Annotated in this window: 1 protein-coding gene and 1 pseudogene; both read right to left on the reverse strand. The window is 50.4% G+C overall.

Features of this window, described 5'->3' with window-relative positions:
• On the reverse strand, positions 1 to 1,323 hold a 1,323-nt coding region (locus tag IBX50_RS20610), incomplete at its 3' end, for an LAGLIDADG family homing endonuclease (protein ID WP_366930760.1).
• Positions 1,306 to 1,378, reverse strand: a pseudogene (locus IBX50_RS20815) (DnaB-like helicase C-terminal domain-containing protein); the annotation flags it as partial. The gene IBX50_RS20610 and the pseudogene IBX50_RS20815, both read right to left, overlap by 18 nt.

The following is a 1,378-nucleotide window of genomic DNA, read 5'->3' on the forward strand; positions in this document are numbered from 1 at the left end:
CTCATCCCGGTACACAAAAGCAATCACGTCTGCATCCTGCTCAATCGCACCGGAGTTATGACTGACAACGCCATCAGCAAGCCAGCTGGCATCACCTGGAACCGTCAGATCATAAACCTCTTCTTTTCCGATTGATTGAATACTGACAATACGATCCCAGAACAGATCATTGCTGATCATCTGCAAAAGCTTTTCATCTTGAAGCAATTCAGCATAGCTGCGCAGTGTTGCTCTTGAAGGTGAAAAACTGAAGTATGCCTGACCACCGTAAGCGGTTCCGCGCATTGCAGCCATTTTTCTCTGGCTGATTCCTTGTCGCTGCATTTGCTCCTGCACATATTCAAACACTTCCTGCGGTAAGGTATCCAGATTGGTATTGGGCTGAGGTAATCCTTTAGCCAGCAATTCATCAACCAATGCCCTTTGATGACCAAAAGCCCCTATCTGTGACATATATCGCTGCTGATGATCTGCACCCGAAACATCACCGGTATACCAACCCTGTCCCTTGCCGGATAGGACATGACGGATACGCAGCAGAATGCCAAAACGCAACAACAAAGCCGCCACATCACGAATCAAAACCTCACTTACGGTTGAAAAATAAATCCGCAGCCGCCCGTTTTTATCACGCGTGATGCTGCCGTCTGTTGACCATAAGTGGCGTAGGAATAGTGCAAGCTGCTCATTTGGTAACTGAAAGATACCGGATGGAATGTATTTTTCAGCGGAACGCTGACCAAACACTCCAAGCGCTTTTAACCATTTGCCAACCCCTGCTGGATGCCAGCGATTGCCATTACCGGCAATGACCAGCTGATGCCATTGACCACGCCCGGCATGACGTGTAACCCTTGAGCCTAGGTGCTCGGCTGCCTGGGTAACAGCAAGACTATTCTCTTCACTGGCAGTGGTATAACGCAGTGGCTGACCTTTGACATAGCTACCATCACCCAGCAAATGAGCCAGCAGGATTAACTCCTGCTCATCCCATGCTGACAATTTAGCTGGCTCACTGACCTGTCGGGCAATGGCAATTCGATCTCCGGGTTGCAACTCATTAACCCGCTGCCAGTCCCATAAGCCTTTCAGTCGATGCTGCCCAGTACAACGAATTTTATGGCCACTGGCTAGATTTACTTCATAAACATCTTTGCGGCCAACCGACCAGATCAGGTCAGTCTCGGAGATCCGAATACAACCCGCCTCATCAACCGACAAAACCTCTGGCGTCTGGCCGACCAGCTCAGCAATAGGCACTCTTCGCCCATCCGCCAACATCACCAGCGTTTCACCCGTTACACATTCCCTCAGATCCGACATGATCGGGCGTTTGTTGGTGCGCTGCTCCAGGCCTCGATTCAGCTGTGACAAGGCC

This window comes from Marinospirillum sp., from assembly GCF_014859565.1.